This is a genomic window from Streptomyces griseiscabiei (genome assembly GCF_020010925.1).
Taxonomy (GTDB): Bacteria; Actinomycetota; Actinomycetes; order Streptomycetales; family Streptomycetaceae; genus Streptomyces; species Streptomyces griseiscabiei.
In genome coordinates this window covers 127492-150439 of the sequence record NZ_JAGJBZ010000001.1, presented here as the reverse complement: position 1 = coordinate 150439, position 22948 = coordinate 127492, and the positions used below count along the sequence as shown (strand labels likewise).

Genomic DNA, 22948 nt, shown 5'->3' with positions numbered 1-22948 from the left:
GCGTACGCCGGAGGGAGTCGCCCGGGGTGATTGTCAGTGGCTGCTTCTAGTGTTCCGCTCATCGTCACACCGAGTGCCGGAGCCCGGCGCACGGTGTGACGATTCGAGTTCTCTCCGGGGTCTCTCCTGGTTCTCTTCGAGTGCTCTTGGTGCGGAAGGCGGAGCCGGTGGGCTGGCTTGCGGCGGGCGGCGCGTACGAAGTCGCCCTGGTGGAGGGGCGAGTTGCGGCCGGGACCGTGTCCGGCCGGGCGGCGGGCCGGCAGGTGGGGTCGCTGCCCAAGGTGCCCAGGGGCCATCCGGAGGTGGAGCGGCTGCGCGGGTTCGCCGCGTGGCTGGAGCGGCACGAGGCCGCGGGCAAGCCGGCGGACCCGGACTCCAGGGCGACGGACGTCCCGGAGTTCGCCGGGGCCCTGTTCCGGTGCTCCGTACGCGCCGCGCGTGACACTGCCCTCGACCACCGGGTCTCCGGCTCCCTGGCCATCTGCCGGGTGCGTGACGCCGAGCGAGTGGCCTGGTCGGAGGGGACGCGGAGGACGGCGGCGCTGTACGCCGGGCGGGCGTTCGAAGAGGGGACGGGCGGGTGAGCGGGGGAGTGCGGGTGTCGTACGAGGAACTGCTGGCGGCCGGGGCGGTGTTGCCACTCGGCACGGCAGGGGCCGGCGAGCGGGCGGTACCACTGACGGCACGGTCGTACACGCACCCGGGACTCGACGACCGCGTGATCGTGCGTCTGGTCGCCGGGGAACTGGGCGCGGCGGAGGACCAGGCCGCCTCTCACCTCGGCCTCGCGCCGGCCGCGGAACCGGTCGAGGTCGGCCTGGGGGCGCGGCAGGCGCTCGGCTTCCCGGCGTGGGTGCTGGTGCACCACCCCGAGGACGCGCCGTACGCGCTCGGTGTCGTCCCCGAGCTGGAGCGGATCGCGAGCCGGGCGAGGACGAGGCCGAAGACGGCCCTGGACGCCTGCCGGGAGACCGCCCGCCGACTGGCCGCCGCCGTACCGCACTTCCTGCCCACCTTCTACGAACAGGCCGGACGCGTCTTCCTGTCGGTGGAGAACCCCACCTACGCCGGGCAGATGTTCGGCCGGGCCCGTGAGGCCGAGGCCGCGCACGGGCTCACCGTGGACGAGGAGCGACTGGACGCCGTCTTCCTGGAGTTCGCCCTGGCCGGGGCGCTCACGGCGACCGCGCTGTCGGGGTACGCCAAGGAACTGGCCGCCAGGGTTCCGGCGGCCGAGGCCCTGGGGCGCTTCACCCGGCTGTGCGTGCGGCGCACCGCGGGCGGACTCGTACCGTCCGCCCAGCTGGCGACCGATGTGCGCAGGCTGACCCGCGCGGCGGGAGCGCAGGGGAGCGAGGTCGAGCAGGCCTATCTGGCCGACCTGCTCGCGCTGCCGGCCACGGCGAAGGCGGCGCCAGGCTGGTGGAAGAGCCACCGCACGGCCGTCATCGCCCTCGCCCGGCGCGAACCCGAGGTGCGCGGCAGGCTGCTGAACGTCATGCCCGACTCCGGCGACCGCGCTGTACTCCTGCTGTGGCTGGACATCCTGGAGGAGTCCGGGGCCCTCGTGGGGCTCTGGGACGACACGCTGCCGGACGAGGAGCGGCCCGAGGACGGCACCGCCGGCTGGTTCGCCCGCTTCCTGGAGTTCCAGGCGCGGTCGCACAGCTACTTCGAAACCACGCGACTCCCCGCCCTGTACCGGATCACGGAACTGTCCGCCGACCGGCTGCGCGCCGAACTCGCCGCTTCGGGAGGGGAGTTGCGGGCAGGGCACGATCTGGATCTCCTGGACCTGCTGCTCACCCTGGACGTGCCCACCGGCATCCACCGCCGGATCGAACCACGGAGCTGGGCGAAGGGCGACGGCCGGCGCGACCTGCTCGCCCTCGCCGCCGACGAGCGGTTCCGGCACGCCTTCCACGAAGCGGCCGACACCTTCGGCGACGACGAGGACGACCTGGACACGATCCGGGTCCTCGCCCAGTCGCCCGGCGGCCGGTTGATGCTGGCCGACTGGGTGCGCGAGGTGGCGCGGCGCCCGACCGCCACCGGACTGCCCGGCCTCCCCGACACGATGCGCCGGCTGAAGTGGCTCCCCGACGAGGCGCTCAGGCTCGCCGAGGACGAGCTGCGGGAGCTGGCCGCCGGCGACCTCGCCCCGCTCCTCGCCCGCACGCTCAGGGCCGGGCTCATCGACGAACTCGGCTGGCCCGCCTGGGAGGAAGCCGCCCGCGACCTGGTGAGCGGGCAGCACGTCGGGGACCTGTACGTCGCCGACGCGTGGCCGTACCTCATCACCGCCGGTGCCGCGCAGGTCCGGGTGATCGGCACCGAGGGCACCGTGCTCACCCACGATCTGCGGCTGCCGGACCAGGGAATCCACGGTCACCCCGGGTTCCACTTCGTGGACGGTGAACTGCTCGTCCACTGGGACACCTACGGTCACGGGCTGCGCGGGTACTGGCACCACAGTCCCGACCGGGTCCTGCCCCTGGCGGGCACCCGCGACGTCCGGGGCACCCGGCTGAACTGGTACCGGGAGGGCGTCGGCGTCCCGACCCTGCCCCTGCCGGGCGGCGGACGCACCACCGGTTTCCCCGGCGTCCTGCGACGGGGCGACACCACCGTGCCCGCCGAGGCCGGTGTGGTCGGGGACGGCACCTCCTACTGGGCCTGGGGCGGGGACTGGCTGCAGTACGACCCGGCCACCGGACGGCTCGGCCGCCCGAGCGTGCCCGCCTTTCTCACCGCTCCCGACGATCCTGACGATCCCGACGGGGAGGGCACCCCGGTTCCGGGCTCGCTGGCGCCCTACCCCTTCGCCGAGGCCACTCCCGCCGGGGTGCCGGTGGACGGGCTGCTCGGCTGGCGCGCGGTGCGCCTGCCCGACCACTCCTGGTGCGGCGAGGACCTGGCCGGACGCCGGGTCACCGTGTCGCAGGAGCGGGGAATGCCGTACGCCGCGGTGCGGTTCCCCGGTGCCGTCCGGCTCATGGCCGCCGTCCGGGACGGCTGGCGCGTCGAACTCGTCGACCCGGACGGAGTCGTGCACGCCTCCGCGAGGATGGACGGCCCCCCGGGCGACTTCGTGGCGGGCACCCCCGTCCTTCCGCCGCTGCGGTACTGGCACTGCCTGCGGCCCCGGGACCCGCGGGGCTCCGAGGCACTGCGCGGGATCTCCGACGAGACGGCGCGGGCGCTGCTCAAGGCGCCCGAACCCGGGGCGGCCGTGAGCGAGTTGCTGCCCGAGGTCACCGACAGGGCACTGCGCGCGGGCGTCACCGGAGTGCTGCGGTACACCGCCGGGCAGCAGAAGGTGCTCGACGCGGTGGCGACCCGGCTGACCGGGGAAGTCTCCGGCGCCCACGGGGAGGAGGGCCCCACCGGACCGTCCGACCGGCTGCTGCGCGAGGCGCTCAGCGGCCTCGACGGTTCCCGTGCGCCCCACCACCACTACACGGCCGACCGGGACGACGTCGTCCGGCGACTGCGGGCGCTGCGGCGGGCGCTGAGCGCGTCCGACGCGTCCGTGACGTCCGGCCGCTCCGCCGACGACCTCGCGCCGGTGTCGCTCGCGGCCGGTGCCCCGGTCACGTCCACGTCGGCGGCCGGTACTCCCGCCACGGCTGCGCCGATGGCCGGTGCCCCCGCCGCACCGCCCGTGGGCACGGCCCGCGAGCCCGCCCCGGCCGTCCGCCTGCACGTCGACGGCCCTGCACTGCCCGGCGGCTACCTGTACGAGGAGCCCCTGGCCGGCTTCCTCACGGCGACGGCGTTCCGGGTCGCGTCACCCACCACCTCGCCGGAGCACCGGGAGGCCCTGGTGACGCTGCTGCGGGAGTTCGACGCGCTCGGGCTGGCCTCGGCGGCGGGGCACTCGCGCTGGCGCCGGGTCTCCCTCCACCTCGACGCGCGCCATCTGCGCACCGTGAACGGCGAGTGGCGCGACGGAATCGGGACGGGCGTGCTGCCGTTGGACGGCGGTGCCTTCCTCGCGGTCACCGGGTGCACCTCGATCCACGAGCGGCACGGCTGCGACTTCACGGCACTCTTCCACGACCCGTCCGGCCGTTTCGAGGCCCCCGCCCCCTACACGCTCGCATCCTCCTCCCCGGTCGGTGAGGACCGCGAGGAAGGCTGGCTCACGGCGTTCCTCCACGAACTGGACGAGCGCGGACCGGCCCCGTGGATGCGGACGGCCGCCGAGGAGTTCGCCCGGCTCACCGGCGTCACCCCGACCATGGCCCGGCTGATCGTGGGCGGAGTGCCGCAGGTGGACAGCGACGACGAGTCGTTCCTCACCCCCGGGGCGCGGGCCGTGCTCCGGGTGAAGGTGACGGACGCCGCCCTGGCCAAGGACGAACTGCGCAGGACCGACTCCTCGGTCCTCAGGGCCGTCGTCGCCGCCTTGCTGCCCCGGGACCCGGCCCTGCTGTGGACGGACGGCCCCGACACGGCGTCCGCCGCGGAGGTCTGGAACGGCGAGGTCGGCAGGCGCAGGATGCTGCCCGAGGCGTTGCCCGGTGAGGCGCGGCGCGTGCTGAACGCGGAGCACTGGATGCTTGCCGCGCTGCTCGACCCCGCCTCCGAGCCCCGCCTGAGCCGGGACCTGGAGTGGGCGGTCACGGGGGACAGGGCCAGACCGATCGACGAGGACGCCGTCGGGTTCACCGCGGCCACCCTGATCGACTCGGTCGTGACACGAAGGGCCGGAGCCCGACGTGTCACCCCGCTGCGCCGAGCACGGCCCGGCCACGGCGCGCGGCTGTCGCCGGCGCTGTGCGTGCTGGACGCGGGCGCTGCCGGGTCCTGCGCTAGAAGGTCAGGTTCCAGGCGTCGATCTTGCCCGTGTCGGAGGCGGCGTTGTCGTTGACGCGCAGCTTCCAGGTGCCGTTCGCGACCTCCGAGGAGGCGTTCACGGTGTAGGTCTGGGCGATGTTGTCGGCGCTGCCGCCGGCGCGGTTGTGCAGGGTGTAGACGGTGCCGTCCGGTGCCACCAGGTCGACCTTCAGGTCCCCGGTGTAGGTGTGCTTGATGTCCACACCCACCTTGAGGGTGGCCGGGGCGTTGCCGGTCACGCCGGTGACGGCGATCGGGCTCTCCACGGTCGCGTTGTCGGCGATGGCGAAGTCCGCGAGGTTCTCGAAGAACGTGCCGGGCGGCGGGGTGGCCCCGACGGCCTTGAGGGCGTCGACCTGTCCCTCGCCGAAGAACGCGTTGCTGGCCGTCGTGCCCGTGCAGCGGCTGTCCGAGGGGCAGGCGATGTCGTTGGCCTGGGCGGCCAGCTTCGCGCGGATCTGCGCCGGGGTGATGCCCGGGTCGGCGCTGGCGATGAGCGCCGCCACGCCGGCCACGTGCGGGGTCGCCATCGAGGTGCCGCTCTTGCTGCCGTAGCCGCCGCCGGGGACGGTGGAGTACACGTTGCTGCCCGGCGCCGCGATGTCGATGACGCCCTGGCCGTAGTTGGAGAACGAGGCCTTGGTCACGCCCGTGCCGTTGGCCGCGACGGTGACCACGCCCGGCAGCTCGGTCGGGATGTCGAGGCAGGCGTTGGTGATGGTGCGGGTGACCGGCGTCGAGTCGTTCGGGCTCGCGGAGTCGGTCGTCTTGTGGGCGAGGTCGTAGTTCTCGTTGCCCGCGGCGGCGATCTGGAGGGAGCCCTTGCTCTCGGCGTACTCCTGGGCGCGCTCGACGCCCTCGATGATGGCGGCCTGGTCGATGTTGTCCGGGCAGTTGAACTGCCACGGGTCCGTGTAATAGCTGTTGTTGGTGACCTTGAAGCCGTGGTCACCGGCCCAGACGAAGCCGCAGATGGTGTTCTCGGCGAAGAAGAGGGCGGTGCCCGGCTCGGCGACCCGGACCGCGGAGATCTTCACCCCGGGGGCCACGCCGACGACGCCCTTGCCGTTCTTGGCCGCGGCGACGGTGCCCGCCACGTGGGTGCCGTGCGTGTCGACGTCCCGCCAGGCACCGGCACGGGTGTCGGGCTTGCCGTAGGCGCAGGAGACCGAGTCGGCCGCGTTGAAGTTGGGCGCGATGTCCTGGTGCTGGTCGTCCACACCGGTGTCCAGGATGCCGACCTTGACAGAGGCGGAGCCCGGGTTCACGGCCCAGGCCTGGTCGGCCTTGATCTGGCTCATGTCGGCCCGGACCGGTTCTCCGGCCGGGGTCGAGGACTGGGACGGATTGGCCGGGAGCGCCGGGTTGTAGGCGTCGGCCGGGACGTCCGAGGTGCGCGTGGCGCCGACCTGCTGCACTCCGGCGACGCCGCGCATGGTGGCGGCGAATCCGCTGGACGCCGAGTGGGCGACGATCACGCCGATGGCGTCGAAGTCCGAGAAGACGGTGCCGCCGTTGGCCGTGATCGCGGAGCGGACCGCCGCACCGTCACCGGGGGCGGTGATCACGAGGTACGCACGCGTGCCGGCCACCCAGTCCGCACTCCGGGCGGCCGGCGCGGCGGCCGGAGCGTGTGCCTTGGCGGCGGGCGCGGTGGAGGGGGGTACGGGGAGCGTGCCCGCGAGGGCGCCCGGCGTGCCGAACGCGAGGGCGGCGCCGAGCGTGGCCGCCAGCACCAGCGTGCGTCTGGACCGGCTGGATATGTGGGGTATCAATGCGTCCTCCGGAGACGGCCCGGCCGTGCGGAGCGCACCGGCCGGGCCGTACGAAACGAATGGTGGAAGCAAAATGTCAGGTGCATGCCCCTCTATGGAAGTACCTTTCCGCGCAGGGACGCGGCATGGCTGAAAAGAGACGCACTCCGGGCATCGGGAGCTCGGGATGCACCGGCAACTCGGCGACGCCGGCCGCGCCTTGCCGTACGGAGTCGGCCGGGTGCCGGCCGGGCGGCCCGCACCAGCGGGGCGGGCCCGCGTGGCCCCCAGCCGGTGGACGAAGACCGGCCGGGGGGCGGGCGCCCGCCCCTCGCGCCGGACGAGGTGGGGCCACACTACGGGCCGCGTTCCCCTGCCTCGGAGCGGGTGCCCCGCGTCCGCGGTCCCCGACGCGGGGCACCCCATGTCGTCAGCAGCCGTGACGGAGGGTGCCGTTCACGACGAGCCGCTGGTCGCGCGGGCTACGTGTCCCACCGCACGGAGGCCTCGACCGGGCAGCGCGTGACACGGTGGAGCGGGGTCGCCGTGGCCCGTCCGGCGCGCAGGACCGCCAGGATCTCGTCGTCCCCGTCCGGGTCGAGTCCTGCCACCTCGCGGCCGAACTCGCCCCCCAGCGGCTGGGCCGCGTATCCGGCCTCCGTCAGGGTGAGCCAGATGTGCATCAGCGCGGCTCCCGCGTCGACGCGGTCGGCGACGGTCCGGCGAGGACCGCGCAGGACGAGCACGGCGCCGCAGTTGCGCAGCCTCCGGGCCTCCGCGCGCGCCGCCGCCGCGCCCAGCGGGCGGGCCAGCGCGCGCGGCAGCACCTCACCCGTCAGGGCGTGGGCCAGGGCGCCGGTCGTGCCCGAGCGGCCGAGCAGGTCCTTCGCATCCCCGAAGGAGGAGCGGCCCTTCTCACCGCGCGCGCGTGCGCGCAGCCAGGCCCGGAGCCGGGCATCACGCACCTGATCGTCGGCCAGGGACGCGTCGAGCCGCGTCCGGGCTAGCCGGGTCAGGGCGGCAGGCCCGCTGACCACGTCGAGGGTGAGGTTCCGTTCGCCGCACAGCAACTCGATCCGCTTGGCCGTGGCCTGGTCCAGAGGGCTGCGCAGCAGGTCCTCCCGATGGGTGGCGCGCAGGCCGACCGCTCCCTGCCGGGGGAGGACATCGTCGCTCAGACGGTCGCAGTGGAACCGGCCGACACTGTCACGCGCCTCGTCCCGGCGGTCCGGCCGGGGTTCCCACTCGCCGTGCGCCAGGTAGGTCATGGAACCCAGAGCGCAGCCGAGGCTTTCCGCCCAGCCCAGTGGGTCCCGGTCGGCGGCGGGCCAGCGCTCCGGGTCGGGAGCGAGCCGGACCGTGCGGTCGTCGAGGATTTCGAACCGCCAGGGCTGCGCGTTGTAGGCGGAAGGCGCGAGCCGGGCACCGCCGAGCACCGTGGCCAGCCGCTCGGGCAGTGGGCGCGGGAGCTGTGGTGAGACCGGCTCCGGGCGCGGGCCGCGCCGGGCCGCCGCACGTAGCGCCCGACGGGTTCTCACCAGTTCCACCGGCATCCGCGCCCGGTGGATCAGGGCGGCCGGGCGGGACATGACCGCGGCGTGCACGTCCATGGTGACGACGTGCCGCGTCCTGCGGTTCATCAGCACGTCCACGACCGTCCTGGTGGTCAGGGTGGCGAGGCCGAGGACGCAGTAGCCGATCTGGGGCCAGGTGCCCCCGTGGGTGAACCGATTGGCCTGGACGGGCAGGAAATCACTGGGGACATGGGTGCTGCCGGTCCAACGCATGGATTCCCAGAGGCGGTTCTCACGGTGCGCCTCGGCGCTCGCCCTGCCGTAGAACGGCACCGGATTGCGCCGGTAGTCGAAGACGTACAGCGTCGGCTTCCCGCCGAAGTCCATGCCGGCCAGGACGGGAATGCCCCGCCGGGCCGCCCGCTCGTGCAGCTGGTACTTGACCCAGGCCGACATCGTCGGGTCGATTCCGTCGAAGACGATGTGGGCCCCGTCGAGCGCCTCGTCGAGGTTCTCCAGGGTCAGACCCTGGGCGTAGACGGTCACGTCGGCCGAGGGGTTGAGCGCGCGCACCCGGTCCGCGATGGCCTCGGGCTTGGAGCGGCCCACGTCGGCCCGGACGCAGGCCTGCCGGTTCAGGTTCGAGACGTCGAAGCGGTCGGGGTCGGCGAGCCGGAAGCGCAGCACCCCGAGCCGGGTCAGCGGCTCGACCACCCCGCCCCCGCCGCCGCACCCCGCGATCAGGACGGTCGCGGCGCGCACCGCCGCCTGCTCCCGTTCGCCGAGGATGTCGGCATTGCGGCTCACGGCCTCGGCCCCGGCCGCCGCCGCTTCGATGTCGGCCCGGTGGGTGTCAGCGCCCATGACCGGCTCCGTTCGCTCGGACGCGCACCGTGGGACCGTCCTGCGACGGCGGCGACACGAAGCCCAGGGCCCCGGCGGGGGAGACGGAACGGGAGGATGTCCGGCTCATGCGTGTTCCCTTTCCGGCCGACTGTCCGTGTCGTCGGCGGACACCGGCGCGAGCCGGCCCACCTCGGTGAGGTCGTCGGACCGGTGCGTGGCCGCCGCTGGGGCGCGGTCGGCCGGCACGGGTGCCTCTGTCGCACAGGCGGACGTGCCCACCTGGAACCGCGCCATGTACTGGGGCCGGACCCGGGGCGGCCAGCAGTGCGCGACGAGGATGTCCAGCGCGTAGGCGCGGGCGACGAGCGCGGAGCGGTTGGGAGCCTTCAGCTTCTTCAGCATCACGCTGATGTGGTACTCGACGCCGTGGCTGCTGAGGCCGAGCCGCGTGGCCAGTTGCTGGGTGGAGAGCCCGGCGGCCACTCCCTCCAGAACGCGGCTGGGAACCTCGGCGAGCGCCGCGGGTGCGGCGGCCAGCGTGAGTGGAGGGCTGTGGACCGTGTCCGGGACGACCAGGGCGACGGCGACGCACTCGGTGGTGCAGTAGACGTGCGGGACCCTGTTGAGCGCGATGCCCGTCACCAGGCAGTCCCGGTCCCTGAGGTTTCCGTCCACGAGCGTCATGGGGGCGCTGAAGTCACCCAGTTGCCCCGCGACGAGCCGGGAGAACTGTTCCTGGAGGCTGGAGCGTCCCGTGGGGTGGAAGAACCGCGACAGGGACACTCCCCGTACCTCGGCGGGTGTCAGCCGGAACTGCTCGCAGAACGTGTCGTTGGCTTCCACCACCCGCAGTTCGGCGTCGAGGTGGACCATGCCCAGTATCGCGGCGACCGCCGGGGGCAGGGCGGGTGTCGGCAGGTCCCGGGGGTTCGCGGTGGGGGGCTCTGGGGCCAGAGTCGTGACCTTGGGCAGCGTGGGCAAGGCATTACCTCTTTCGGGGGAGCCGGAGTAAGCCCGGGAGCGCGACGTTCCGCCGGCGCCGGTGGAACATCGGGTACGGGGGAGGGCTCGTCTCTTCCGGCAGGGCGAAACGGGGGGCGCGTGGCGCGACCGGTGGTGTGCCGAGGCTGACGGTCCGTCCGAACTTCATCCTGGGCTCCCCGCTCGCGTGCGGAGAACGGAGGTGGGGAAAAGCCGTCCGACCGCTCGGGGGGCAGTCATGCGAGGTCTCCTGGTGGTGCGAGGGTGCGCGCGGCGCACAGTGGTGCAGCGCGCCGCCGCGGTCCTGTCGGTGTCCCGGTGTGCGGCACAGGGGCCTGGATGCCGGGGTAACCGCTTCACTCGGGGGCCCACGGAACCCGCCGGCGCTGGTGCGTGGCTACAGGGATGGGATGGGCTGTGTCTCTCCTGACCCGGAGGGCCGTCGCGGGGCGGCCGGGAGCAGCGTCGGGCGGGCCGTCATACCGCCCGACGGGTGATGCCGGATCATTTTGCCTCGCCGCAGTAGCAGTTGGTCAAGAGGGTCGTGGTGCCGCGAGACCTACCCGGCGACAACAAATTGGCATAATCTTTGCGAAATCGAAGAATGCCTTCCATCGTGGGAGAAGTGGTCCGGTTTGGGTAATTTTGTCGCCCGGGACTAAGGATTTCCGTAGTCGCCACCCGCTACTTGAACCTTGTAAGGTCGCATCGATCTCGCCGAAGAACTCCGTTTTCCAATCGCTCGCGTATGCCGTCAGTCATGTCCTCGCGGGCGACCGTTGACCGAATTCCTGCCGGTGGGTGCGGGTGCCGGCCACGCCGTTCGCCCGCCCGTCCCGGTCGGTAATCCTGGAGACTGCTCATGAGCATCGAGGCAACCATCAAGAGAATCTTGGTCGACGACCTTTTCGTGAGTGTTCCGCCAGCCGAGATACAACTCGACGACGGCCTTCGGGACGTCCTCGGTCTCGACTCGCTCGGATTCAGTGAACTCCGCGCCCAGTGTGAATATGTCTTCGACATAAAAATATCGGACGAAGACTTCGGACCGGAGAACTTCTCCTCGGTGCGAGGCCTGACACAGCTGGTGCGACGTCTCGGCGGGCCGGCTCCGGACGGAGCCGGCAGCCGATGACCGAGGAGACCGACAGCAAGGAACGCCAGCCGAGGACCATGGGGTTCACGGAGCTCAAGGGCTGGCTGCGGCACCGCCACCCCATGGTCTACCTCGACAGGATTCTGGACTACGAGCCCGGTGAATACGTGAAGAGCCTCATGGCCGTCTCCGGTCAGACGGACGCCATCTCCGGCCACTTCCCGGAACGGGCCGTCTTTCCGGCCAGTCACATGATGCAGGCGATCGCCCAGTCGGCCATCATTCTGGCCCAGCTGTCCACCTCAAGACTGTCTGACGACGAAATCACCCTCATCGGGTCGGTCAAATCCCGATTCACTCGTGTCGTGGTTCCCGGCGACCAGATCGTCTTCAACACGACGTGTGAGAGCCTGCGTGGGAATTTCCTCACGTTCGCCTGTCGCGCGGAGGTCTCGGGCAAGCCTGTCGCCATGACCCGGGGCAGCTTGGTACGTACAAAGGTCGCAGATCTGGGCGAGCAACTGTGGTGAACCCCGTTTCCCCGATCTGGGTCACGGGAATGGCGTGGACCACAGCTCTGGGAACGGCACTCGATCCGGTCTGGGAATTTCTTCTCGACGAGGTCTCCGGAGTCACCGAAGCCGCCTCCCCGTTACCGTTGCGCAGCACCAGGGCGGCGGTCGTTTCCGGCCTTCCGCTGGACTCTCCCCCCGCGCACCGCCAGCACGAACTCACGCGCCGTACTCTGTCGGCCGCGCTGACGGACGCGGGGACGGAGCCCGGGGACCCGGCCCTCGTACCGGTCCTCGGAACCAGCTACGGCGCCCATCTCGACCAGACGGAAACCGCTTCCCTCTCGCAGTGGTCCGCGGCCGCCGTCCGGGACGTCGGACTGGTGGCGGAACCGGTGACGGTCACCACCGCCTGCTCCGCGGGATCGGACGCCGTACTGACCGCACTCGCCCTTCTCCAGGAAGGCGCCGCGGAGTTGTGCGTGTGCGGCGGAGCGGACGTGCTCACCCTCGGCAAACGGCTGGGACATTCACGGCTGGGCACCTTGTCCCCCGACGCACTGCGTGCCTTCGACACCCGGCACAACGGCACCGTCCTCGGCGAGGGCGCGGCCTTCCTGGTCCTCGAACCGGCGGCACGTGCCCGCGCCCGGGGCGCCCGTCCCCGCGGGACCCTCGCAGGCGCGGCATCCTCGAACGACGCGGCCAGCGCCGTCGCCCCCGACCCGTCCGGTGCCAACGTCGTCCTCGCCGTCGAACGCGCCCTGCGCACAGCCCACATCACCCCGGCGGACATCTCCGTGATCAACGCACACGGCTCCGGAACCCCGGTGAACGACGACGTGGAAGCCCGCGCCTACAGCCGTCTGTTCGCCCAAGTACCCAGTCCACCAACGGTGTTCGCGACCAAGGGGGCGTTCGGGCACACCCTCGGCGCGACCGGGGCCATCGAGGCGGTCGCTGTGCTCCAGGCCCTCGCCACCTCCATGGCGCCCCCCGTCCACGGCCTGCGGGACCCGATCCCGCAGCTCGCTCTGCCGGCTCCGGCCCGGCAACCCATGAAGATCGCCCAGGGGTACGGCATCAGCGTGACGCTCGGCTTCGGCGGCTTCAACACCTGCCTCGTCCTGCGAGGGCCGGAAGGCGCGGCGGCATGAACAGACTTCCCGCCCCGCACACCCATGCCCTGAAAGCCGTTGGCGAGGGGGTCGCCGTCGCACGCGACCTGTCCGCCACCCCGCCGAGGCGGAAGGCATCCCTGTACGCCGACCCGCTCTCCTGGCTCGTGCTCGATGCCGTCGAACAGGCACTCGGCGCGTGCGGCGGGGTCCTCACCCCGACGGACGTGTCGGCCCGGCGGTCCGTGGGTCACATTGCCGTGAGCGACCAGTGCACCACGCACACCATGCGGCAACTGGCCGAGGCGATCCCGTCGGGACGTATCTCGCCGCTGCGCTTCTCGGGGGCCAACCCGGGCTCGATCTGCAGCCTCCCCTCCCAGCTCCTCGGACTCAGCGGACCGACCATGACCCTGTCGATGCCCCCGGACAAGGGTCTGCCCCCCGCGCTCCTGGTGGCCCGCGCCTGGCTGCGCCAGGACTCCGCGAGCCATGTGATCGTCACGACCCACCGGGCGGACGCGTCGGGTCACCACGTCACCAGCACGATCCTCACCTCGGACCCGACGGCAGGACTGACGTGAAGACCGTCGGCACCCTCACGGCGAGCGCCGTACAGCACTTCCTCGACCACCTCGTCCACGCCGACCAGCCCACGGCACGTCCACCCACGCTCGACACCCTGACGGACGAACTGCGCACACTCGGCGTCGCGCCCGGACGGACCGTCATGGTGGCGATGCCGAACGGCGGGGCGTTCACCGCCGTGGTGCTGGCGCTGCTGGCCCAGGGCGCGGTTCCGGCGCTCCTCCCGCCGTCGGCTCCGCCGTCCAGGATCGACCGGATGGCCAGGGCACTGGGCGCCGACGCCCTCGTCGCGCCGCGCATCCCGGCGGAGCTGCTGAGGGACGGCACCTCACACCCCCTCGGCGGGATCGCCCGCTTCGCGGCCCTGCCCCACCCCGACACCCGCGCACAGCGCCCCGGAGAGATCATCCTCCTCACCTCCGGCACCTCCGGCGTGTTCAGCGGCTGTCTGCACCACGTCGACTCCCTGCTCCGCAACGCGGCCCGCCACGCGGGATCGATCGGGCAGACCGCCGACGACACCACACTGATCAACCTCCCGATGCACTACTCGTACGCGTTCGTCGCCCAGCTTCTCGGGGCCCTCGTCTCCGGAGGCAGAGCGGTGATCTCCGGCCCTCCGTTCACCCCGGCGAACTACCGCCGGACCATCGAGGAGCACGGTGTCACGGTGTCCTCGCTCACACCGGCCCTGGTCGAGACCTGGCGCCGGACGGGCCGCCCGCTTCCGGCACCCCTGCGCCGGCTCACCGTGGGCGGGGACGCCTTCGAGGCCGCGTCCGTGGCGGACCTGCTGGCGCACAACCCCGGCCTGGAGCTCTACCTCACCTACGGACTCACCGAGGCGGGCCCCCGGGTGTCCACACTCGCGGCCCATCGCGAGCCGCCCCGGCGCCACCCCTCGGTGGGACTCCCGCTTCCCGGTGTGGAGGTCCGCCTGCGCACGGAGCAGCCGGGGGAGCGGATCGGCGAGCTGATCGTCGAGACCGACACGGCGATGCTCCGCAGGGTCGGGCGACGGCAGACGGACACCGGGCCCGAAACCAGCGAGACGGACACAGGCCCCGGCGACAGCGGTCCCGCGCCCGACAGCGCCGGGACGACGGCCGCGACACGGGAATCCGTGAGGACCGCGATCCGTACCGGCGACCTGTTCGAGAGAGACGACGACGGCTACCTCTACTTCCGTGGCCGCCGGCCCAGTTTTGTCATGAGCCGCGGCGAGAAGGTGTCGCTCCGGTCCGTCTGCGAGATAGCCGAGTCGCTCCCCGACGTCCAGGGAGCACAGGCGTGGACCCACGAGAACGACGCGGGTGAGGTCGTCTTCACCCTCGACGTCTACTGCGCGGACACCTCCGTCGACGACCAGGAGATCCGGCGGCGGCTCGCGAAGGTCCTGCTCCGCAGCGAACAGCCGGACCGCGTACTGGTCCACCCGGCCGCCCATCTGGGCTGGCGCAAGTCCGTAGCCAAGTAGCGAAGGCTGACCATGGAACTGCAGAACGCACCCCTGGTGGTCTCGGGGGACTCTCCTGACGCGCTCGCGGCCGAGGCCGACCGGCTCCGCGAAGAGGTCGAGGCGACGCCGGACGAGGCGCTGCCGGACCTGGGACACCGGCTGCTGACGAGCACGCACGCCGACCACCGCGGCGCGGTCCTGGCGACGGACCGGGACGCGCTCCTGCGCGGACTCACCGCTCTGGCCCGGCGCCGCCCCGCGCGGGGCGTCCTCACCGGCGTCGCGACGACGGCCCGCCGACCGGTCCTCGTCTTCCCCGGCCAGGGCGCCGTCCGACCCGGCATGGCGACGGAACTGCTCGCCGCCTCCACCGATTTCAGGGCCCGGGCCGAGACCTACGGCAGCGTGCTGGCCGCCCGTCTGGACGGCTGGGACCCGGCCGCCGCGCTCACCGCCGGAACGGAACTCACCCGGCTCGGCACCATCCAGCCGGTCCAGTTCGTCCTGTCCGGCGCGCTCACGGACTTCTGGCGCGCCCACGGACTCCAGGAGGCGGCGGTCGTCGGACACTCCGTCGGCGAGATCGCCGCCGCCCACGCCTGCGGAGCGCTGAACACCGAGGACGCCGCCCGGCTGCTCGTCCGGTACGGCAGTGCCCTGACCCGGATCGAGGGCCGGGGGACCATGGCGTCGATCGCCGCGCCCGTCGACAGGATCGGCCCCCTGATCGACCGGTGGCGCGGCCGGCTCGATGTCGCGGCCGTCAACAGCGCCCGGAACGTGACCGTCAGCGGTGACACCGACGCCGTGGAGGAACTCCTCACCGAGCTCACCGAGCAGGGGATCTGGGCCTGGAAGGTCCCCGGCATCGACGTCGCCGGCCACTCGCCCCAGGTCGACGGGTTGCGGCAGGTGCTGGCGGCGGGAGCACCGCACACACCGCCCGGCCCTTCGCGCGCCTCCTTCTACTCCACCGCAACCGGCACCCGGCTCGACGGCACGCGCCTGGACGGCGACTACTGGTACCGGTCGATGCGCGGCACCGTCCTGTTCGAGCAGGCGATACGAGCGCTCATCGACGACGGCCACCGGCTGTTCATCGAGGTGAGCACCCACCCCACGCTCACCACGGCCATCGGCGAGATCCTCCGGGCGGCCGACGTCACCGGCGCGGTCGTCCCCACGCTGGACCACCGCAGGAGCGACGGGGAAAGCATCCGCCAGGCGCTCACCCAGGCATTCGTCAACGGGCTGCCGGTCCGCTGGGAGGCGACGTACGGACAGCTCGTCACCCGGCCCCGGGCGACGGTGACGCATCCGGCCCCGGAGACAGAGGCGGCCCCGCGGACCGACCCCGCCCCGCGGACCGACGCGGCCCCGGAGGCAGACCGGCCGCGGCGGACTCCCGACTTCGAGCCCACCGCCCCGCTCGACACCACCGCCCTGCGCGGCGCCCCACCGGACAGACAGCGGGAGACCCTGGTCGACCTGATCGCCTCGGAGACGGGCCGGGTGCTGGGGCACGGCTTCGACGCGGGCACCCGGACCTTCCTGGAGATCGGTTTCACCTCTCTCGGAGTGGTCGAGCTGATCACCGCCCTCGCCGCCGCCACCGGCCTCGACCTGCCGACCACCCTCGTCTTCGACCACCCCACACCGGCGACACTCGCCGAGCACCTGCGGCACGAACTCGGCCTCGTGGAACACGACCCCGCGACCGCGGAGGCCGGCGCGCGCATCCGTCGCCCCCGCCGGGGGCCGTCGGACGAACCGATCGCGATCATCGGCATCGGGTGCCGCTACCCCGGAGGGGTGACCGACGCGCAGTCCCTGTGGGACCTGGTGGCGGCCGGCCGTGACGTGATCGGAGACCACCCCGCCGACCGGGGCTGGGACACGGACGGCCTGTACGACCCCACCCCGGGCGAACTGGGGAAGATCTCCTCCCGCAAGGGCGGCTTCCTGTACGACGCCGCGGACTTCGACGCGGGCTTCTTCGGGCTCTCGCCCCGTGAGGCGACCGCCATGGAACCGCAGCAGCGCCTCCTGCTGGAGGTGTCGTGGGAGGCGATCGAGCACGCCGGCATCGACCCCGACACCCTGCGCGGCACCAGCACCGGGGTCTTCGCCGGGGTCATCGCCCAGGAGTACGGCCCCCGCCTCCACCAGACCACCGCCGACGTGGCCGGCCATGCCTTCATGGGGACCGCGCTCTGTGTCGCCTCGGGCCGGATCGCCTACACCCTGGGACTCGAAGGGCCGGCGATCACCCTCGACACCGCCTGCTCCTCGTCCCTCGTGGCGATCCACCAGGCCTGCCAGGCACTGCGCGACCAGGACTGCGAACTGGCGCTGGCCGGCGGGGCGACCGTGATGTCCGGCCCCGGTGTACTGGTCGAGTTCTCCCGGCAGCGGGTCCTTTCACCCGACGGCCGCTGCAAGGCGTTCTCCGCCTCCGCCGACGGCATCGGCCTCGCCGAAGGCGTCGGCATGGTGGTGCTGGAGCGGCTGTCGGACGCACAGGCCAGCGGGCACCCCGTGCTGGCGGTGATCCGGGGCAGCGCGGTCAACCAGGACGGCGCCTCCAACGGCCTCTCCGCGCCCAGCGGTTCCGCACAGCAGCGGGTCATCCGCCACGCCCTGGCCAATGCCGGGCTGACTCCGCGGGACATCGACGTGGTCGAGGCGCACGGCACCGGAACCCGCCTCGGCGACCCCATCGAGGCCCACGCCCTGCTGGCCACCTACGGACGGGATCGGCCCGAGGACCGGCCGCTGCTGCTGGGGTCGGTGAAGTCGAACATCGGCCACACGCAGGCCGCCGCGGGCGTGGCGGGCCTGATCAAGCTGGTGATGGCACTCCGGCACGGGCAGCTTCCCCGCAGCATCCACATCGACGCACCCTCCCCTCACGTCAACTGGTCGAGCGGCGCCGTCCAGTTGCTCACCGAACCGCAGGACTGGCCGGAGGCCGACCGCCGCCCCCGGCGTGCCGCCGTGTCCTCCTTCGGAGTCTCGGGCACCAACAGCCACCTGATCGTGGAACAGGCACCGGACCCGGCGGACCCCGTCCCCGAACACCCCGCAGACCCGTCCCCCGAGGTGCTCTGGACCCTCTCGGCGAAGACCCCCGCCGCACTGCTGGCCCAGGCCACCCGGCTGCGCCGCCACCTCGTCGACAGGCCCGGCCTCGACCCCGTGGACGTGGCGCACGCGCTGGCCGGCACGCGCAGCCGGTTCGCCCACCGGGCCGTCGCCCGGGGGCGCTCCCGCGACGAACTCCTCGCCGCGCTGGGCGCGTTGGCCGAGCAGCGGGACCATCCCGGCCTGGTCCGGGGCGTCGTCCCCGCCACGGGCGCCGGCAAGGTCGTGTTCGTCTTTCCCGGTCAGGGCTCGCAGTGGCCCGGCATGGGGATGGACCTGTACGACGCGTACCCGGTCTACCGGCAGGCTCTCGACCGCGCCGACGAGGCGCTGCGCCCGTACACCCGGTGGCCGGTCGTCGACGTGCTGCGGGGCGTGCCCGGCGCCCCCGCGCTCGATCGGGTCGACGTCGTCCAGCCCGCGCTGTTCGCGGTGATGACGTCGCTCGCCCGCCTGTGGGAGTCCTTCGGCGTCGTGCCGGACGCCGTCGTGGGGCACTCCCAGGGCGAGATCGCCGCGGCCCACATCGCCGGTGCCCTCACCCTGCCCGACGCGGCCCGGCTGGTCGCCCTGCGCGCCCAGGCCCTGGTGCGGCTGTCCGGCAGCGGGGCCATGGCCACCGTCGGGCTGCCCGCCGACCGGGCTGGGGAACTTCTCGCCGCGTACGACGGCCGGATCTCCGTCGCCGCCGTCAACAGCCCCGCCTCCACCGTCCTCGCCGGCGACACCGACGCGATGACCGACCTGCTGGACCGCTGCGAGGCCGAGGGCGTCCGGGCCAGGCGCATCGACGTCGACTACGCCAGCCACTCCCCGCACATCGACCCCCTCCGCGAGGGACTTCTCCAGCGGCTCGCCGACATCACCCCCCGGCCCACCACTGTCGCCTTCCACAGCACGGTCCAGGGGCGACTCCAGGACGGCCCGCTCGACGGCGGCTCGCTGGACGCGGCGTACTGGTACGCCAACCTACGTCACACGGTCCGCCTCACCGACACCCTCCGGTCACTGGCAGGACAGGGCCACCGGACCTTCCTGGAGTGCAGCCCGCACCCGGTCCTCGTGCCGCCGATCGAGGAGAGCCTCGACCACGACGTGCTCGTCACCGGCACCCTGCACCGCGCCAAGCCCCGGACCGGCACACTCACCGCCGCCCGGGCACGTCTGTACGCCCACGGTCACGCCCCGGGCCGCACCGCCGGGCATCCGACGGCCCGTCATGTCGACCTGCCCACCTATCCCTTCGAGCACTGCCGCCACTGGCTCGCCTCCGCACCGGCCCCGGGCGCCGTGACGGCGGGGCAGCGCGCCTCCGCACACCCGCTGCTGGGCGCGGTGATCGACCTGCCCGACGGCGAGGGGCTGCTGCTGACCGGCCGGGTCGGCCTGGACTCCCAGCCCTGGCTCGCCGACCACGCGGCCACCGGAGTGGTCATCGTCCCCGGCACCGCCTACGTCGACATGGCCCTGCACGCGGCAGCCCTGGCGGACAGCCCCCACATCGCCGAACTGACCCTCCACACCCCGATGGTGCTGACCGAACAGGACGCCCTGGACCTGCAGCTGCGGATCGGGCCCACCGACGACCACGGCCACCGGCCGCTGACCCTGCACGCCCGCCCCCACGGCACGGACGACTCCACCCCGCCCACCTGGACCCTGCACGCCACGGCCCGGCTGAGCCCGCGACCCACGGAAACGCCCCCGGAGAGCGTCCCCTCCTCCTGGCCGCCCGCCGACGCCGACCCGATCGACCTGACCGGCCTGCGGGCCGGCCTCGCCGCGGCCGGCTACGGCTACGGCCCCGCCTTCGGCGGCCTGCACGCAGCCTGGCGCCGGGGCGACCACTTCTACGCCGAGGCGCACCTGCCGGAGAGCCTCACGGCCACCGGCCACACCCTGCATCCGGCGCTGCTCGACGCCGCGCTGCACCCCATCGCCGTACCCGAACCTGCGGCCACCTCGGCGGACGGACGGACCGGGCCGCAACTGCCCTTCACCTTCGGCCACATCACCCACACCGGGATTGCCGCCACACGGCTGCGCGTCCACCTGCGCGTCGTCAAGCCCGGCACCGTCAGCGTGACCGCCACCGACCACACCGGCGCCCCCGTCCTCAGCGTCGAGGCGCTCACCCTGCGGGCCACCACCGGCGACCATCTGCGCCGCCTGACGCGCACCGGTCCCGAGCACGATCTGCTGCGTCTGGACTGGACCGCCGTGCCCATCGATCCCGCCGTGACCGCCGATCCCGTCGGCACCGGCACCCGCGTGCTGCTCGACCCGAGCCCCGCGCCCGCCGCCGCCTTCGACGACCTGCCCCGTTACGCCGATCCGGCCGCGCTGACCGCGGCCGTCGAGGCGGGGGCCCCGCCGCCACGGACTCTCGTCCGGGTGCTGCCCGTACCCGAGCCGGCCGCACCGAAGGACCTGCCCGACGCCGTACGCGAGCGGTGCCGGGAGATCCTGGACCTTCTCCAGGGCTGGCTCGCCGACGACACGCTCTCCGGCACCGTGCTGGCCGTCGTCACCCGGGGCGCCGTCTCCACCGGCCCCCACGACCCGCCGAGCCTGGTCCACGGCCCGGTGTGGGGCCTGCTGCACAGCGCGCAGAACGAGAACCCCGGCCGGATCGTCCTGATCGACACCGACCGCCACCCCGACACCCCGGGCGTGCTCCCGGCGGTCCTGGCCGCCCGTCACCCGCAGTCGGCCGTGCGGGGCGGCCAGGTGTACGTTCCCCATCTGGCGCGGACCTCCACGGACGGCCTGCTCACGCCGCCTGCCGACACCCCCCACTGGCGGCTCGACACCACCGGCGGCGGAGGGCTCGACGACCTCGCCCTCCTGCCCGCCGACGAGGCCGGTGCCGCGCTGCGGCCGGGCCAGGTCCGGGTGGACGTACGGGCCGCCGGTGTCAACTTCTACGACACCGCCGCCGCTCTCGGCCTCATCGCCGTCCAACACGACTCCGGGGCCGAGGCCGCGGGCGTCGTCACCGAGGCCGGGCCGGGCGTCGACCTCGCCGTGGGCGACCGGGTGGCCGTCCTGACCGAGAAGGCCTTCGGCCCGGTCGTCGTGGCCGACCGCCGCATGGTGACCCGCATCGCCGACGACTGGTCCTTCGCCGAGGCCGCGAGTGTGCCCGTGGCGTTCGTCACCGCCTACCACGCCCTCGTGGACCTCGCCGGGATCCGGCCCGGCGAGACCGTGCTGATCCACGCCGCCGCCGGTGGCGTCGGCCAGGCGGCCACCCAACTCGCCCGCCATCTGGGGGCTCTGCCCCTCGCCACCGCCCACCCCGACAAGTGGGAGACCCTGCGCGGACTCGGCTACGCCGAGGAGCACATCGCCAACTCCCGCACACTCGACTTCGCCGAACACTTCCGGGAGGTCACCGGCGGGCGCGGCGTGGACGTCGTGCTCAACGCCCTCGCGGGCCCGTTCACCGACGCGTCACTGGACCTCACGGCCGCCGGAGGCCGGTTCATCGAACTGGGCAAGACCGACATCAGGGACAGCGGGCGGCTGGAAGCCACCCATTCGCACCTCACCTACCGGTCCTTCGACCGGCGCGACAGCGCGAGCCCCGAACGCACGGCGGAGATCCTCGCCGAGCTGCGCCGCCTGTTCGACGCCGGTGTTCTGACACCGCTGCCGGTCACGGCCTACGGGATCGGGCGGGCCGCCGACGCCTTCCGGCTGATGCGGGACGCCCGCCACACCGGCAAGATCGTGCTCACCCTGCCCCGGCCCCTGGACCCGGACGGCACCGTCCTGATCACCGGCGGCACCGGCACCCTCGGCGGACTCCTCGCCCGGCATCTCGTCACCGCGCACGGGGTCCGCCGGCTCCTCCTGGCCAGCAGGAGCGGAGCGGACGCGGCCGGGGCCGGCCGGCTCGCCGCCGAGCTGACCGAACTCGGCGCACAGGTCACCGTCGCCGCGTGCGACGTCACCGACCCGGACGCGCTGCGCGACCTCCTCGGCTCGATACCGTCCGCACATCCACTCACCGGCGTGTTCCACACGGCGGGCGTCCTGGCGGACGGCACCGTGCCCAACCTGACCCCCGACGACCTGGACCGGGTGTTCGCGCCGAAGGCCGACGCCGCCTGGCATCTGCACGAGCAGACCCGCCATCTCGACCTGGCCGCCTTCGTCCTGTACTCCTCGACCGCCGGCACCCTCGGCAACCCCGGTCAGGGCAACTACGCCGCCGCCAACACCTTCCTCGACTCCCTGGCCCGCCACCGTCACCGGCAGGGCCTGCCCGCCACCTCGGTCGCCTGGGGCTGGTGGCAGCCGGTCACCGGGCTCACCGGCGCCCTCACCGACGCCGACAACACCCGCATCGCGCGAACCGGCCTCGCGCCCATCACCGCCGAGCACGGCCACACCCTGCTCGACACCGCCCTGGAACTGCCGTACGCGGCGGTCACCGCCACCCCCCTCAACCAGCAGACCCTGCGCACCAACAGCACCCACGGCACCCTGCACCCCCTGCTGAGGCAGCTGACCACCGCGACCGGCAGCCCCCGGGCGGCCACCGCGTCCGCACCGGCGTCGGAGCTGCCGGCCGGTCTCGCCGACCTCGCGCCCGACGCCCGGCTGCGCACCCTGGAGTCCCTCATCGGCGCGCACGCCGCCGTCGTCCTCGGCCTCGACGCGGCCACCTCCCTCGCCCCCGACCAGCCGTTCAGGGAGTCCGGCTTCGACTCGCTGACCGCACTGGAACTGCGCAACCGGCTGGCCACCGCCACCGGACTCCAGCTGCCCGCCACCCTCACCTACGACCATCCGACGCCCCTCTCGCTGGCCGGCCACCTCGACGCGGAACTCTTCCCCGACTCCGGACACGACGAGGCCGACGAGCCCGAGGACACCCGGATCCAGGAGGCCATCGCCGCCATTCCGCTCGTACGCCTGCGCGAACTCGGCCTGCTCGACACCCTCCTCCAGATCGCGGGGATCGAGACCGCGACCGGCGACGACCACGACGGCATGGAGGACATCAGGACGGCGAGCCTCGACGAACTCGTCGCGATGTCGTTCGCCACGGAGGACGCCGAATGACGCCCCGGCCGCAGAACG

General features: G+C 73.1%; 11 protein-coding genes. 8 read left to right on the top strand and 3 right to left on the bottom strand.

Annotated features, from left to right (window positions below; all coding sequences use genetic code 11):
- Window positions 1-167 precede the first annotated feature (167 nt).
- Window positions 168-584, top strand: a complete 417-nt coding sequence (locus J8M51_RS00570; protein WP_267298888.1) for a hypothetical protein — start codon at window positions 168-170, stop codon at window positions 582-584.
- Entirely contained in the window at window positions 581-4876 is a 4296-nt protein-coding gene (locus J8M51_RS00565) for a DNA-binding protein (protein ID WP_256964867.1), read from the top strand. The genes J8M51_RS00570 and J8M51_RS00565 overlap by 4 nt, the downstream gene beginning before the upstream one ends.
- Here J8M51_RS00565 and J8M51_RS00560 read toward each other — a convergent pair.
- The 3 genes from J8M51_RS00560 to J8M51_RS00550 form a co-directional block, all read right to left on the bottom strand.
- Window positions 4818-6578 carry a S8 family peptidase gene (locus tag J8M51_RS00560; protein ID WP_086756420.1) on the bottom strand — a complete coding sequence of 587 codons (1761 nt, stop codon included), beginning with the start codon at window positions 6576-6578 and terminating at the stop codon, window positions 4818-4820. The genes J8M51_RS00565 and J8M51_RS00560 overlap by 59 nt on opposite strands.
- Before the next feature lie 500 nt (window positions 6579-7078).
- Complete coding sequence (locus tag J8M51_RS00555; RefSeq protein WP_267298887.1) at window positions 7079-8974, bottom strand: ThiF family adenylyltransferase; 1896 nt, start codon at window positions 8972-8974, stop codon at window positions 7079-7081.
- 105 nt (window positions 8975-9079) lie between these two features.
- The gene (locus J8M51_RS00550) at window positions 9080-9937 is read right to left on the bottom strand and encodes a LuxR C-terminal-related transcriptional regulator (protein WP_216586932.1); all 858 of its coding nucleotides are present in this window, start codon (window positions 9935-9937) and stop codon (window positions 9080-9082) included.
- Between the two features lie 862 nt (window positions 9938-10799).
- Between J8M51_RS00550 and J8M51_RS00545 the strand changes: the two genes are divergently transcribed.
- The 6 genes from J8M51_RS00545 (at window position 10800) to J8M51_RS00520 (ending at window position 22930) form a co-directional block, all read left to right on the top strand.
- Window positions 10800-11072, top strand: a complete 273-nt coding sequence (locus tag J8M51_RS00545; protein WP_086756668.1) for an acyl carrier protein — start codon at window positions 10800-10802, stop codon at window positions 11070-11072.
- Complete coding sequence (locus J8M51_RS00540) at window positions 11069-11563, top strand: 3-hydroxyacyl-ACP dehydratase FabZ family protein (RefSeq protein WP_086756669.1); 495 nt, start codon at window positions 11069-11071, stop codon at window positions 11561-11563. The genes J8M51_RS00545 and J8M51_RS00540 overlap by 4 nt, the downstream gene beginning before the upstream one ends.
- A 128-nt stretch (window positions 11564-11691) precedes the next feature.
- A complete protein-coding gene (locus J8M51_RS00535) occupies window positions 11692-12702 on the top strand; it encodes a beta-ketoacyl synthase N-terminal-like domain-containing protein (RefSeq protein WP_398855280.1) in 1011 nt (336 codons plus the stop codon).
- A complete protein-coding gene (locus J8M51_RS00530; RefSeq protein ID WP_086756671.1) occupies window positions 12699-13247 on the top strand; it encodes a coronafacic acid synthetase in 549 nt (182 codons plus the stop codon). Before J8M51_RS00535 ends, J8M51_RS00530 begins: the two co-directional genes overlap by 4 nt.
- On the top strand, window positions 13244-14728 hold the full coding sequence (locus J8M51_RS00525; RefSeq protein WP_086756673.1) for a class I adenylate-forming enzyme family protein: 1485 nt from the start codon (window positions 13244-13246) through the stop codon (window positions 14726-14728). Before J8M51_RS00530 ends, J8M51_RS00525 begins: the two co-directional genes overlap by 4 nt.
- A 12-nt stretch (window positions 14729-14740) precedes the next feature.
- A complete protein-coding gene (locus J8M51_RS00520; protein WP_267298886.1) occupies window positions 14741-22930 on the top strand; it encodes a type I polyketide synthase in 8190 nt (2729 codons plus the stop codon).
- Window positions 22931-22948: the final 18 nt, after the last annotated feature.